Source organism: Geobacillus sp. DSP4a (genome assembly GCF_013096875.1).
Classification (GTDB): domain Bacteria; phylum Bacillota; class Bacilli; order Bacillales; family Anoxybacillaceae; genus Geobacillus; species Geobacillus thermophilus.
Genome location: NZ_SDLD01000204.1, coordinates 1 through 435, shown reverse-complemented (window position 1 = coordinate 435; position 435 = coordinate 1). Strand labels below are relative to the sequence as shown.

At 42.3% G+C, this 435-nt stretch carries 1 protein-coding gene; it reads left to right on the top strand.

Going from position 1 to position 435, the window contains the following annotated elements; genetic code table 11:
- Window positions 1-161 precede the first annotated feature (161 nt).
- Window positions 162-435: IS110 family transposase (locus ETC02_RS17010; RefSeq protein ID WP_171698483.1), on the top strand; the 274-nt coding region annotated here is incomplete at its 3' end.

Genomic DNA, 435 nt, shown 5'->3' with positions numbered 1-435 from the left:
AGAGCGTGCAAACGTTCCGAAAGAATGTGCAAAATCCGGAACAATCCGCAAAAATTTTGCACATTATTTCCGAATCCGCCTGAAATAATTTGAAAAAGGGATTCTGAAATAATGTGCTAATTTACATTGACCCCTAATTTGGATACCAAGGAGGACTATACATGAATTCTATCTCAAACAAGAAGATTAATCAAGTCACCGATCAAACGCTCGTCGTTGGCATGGATATCGCGAAAAAGAAGCATTATGCCTGCTTTGTGGATGAGCGAGGGAGGGTGTTAAAAAAGTCGTTTCCCGTTCCGCAATCTAGAGAAGGATTGGAATGGTTGTACCAGTGCATCGTGGAAGCCATGAAGGAATTTGGAAAAACCGAGGTGATCGTTGGCATCGAGCCAACGGGACATTATTGGCTGAATCTCGCCTATTTTCTTGATG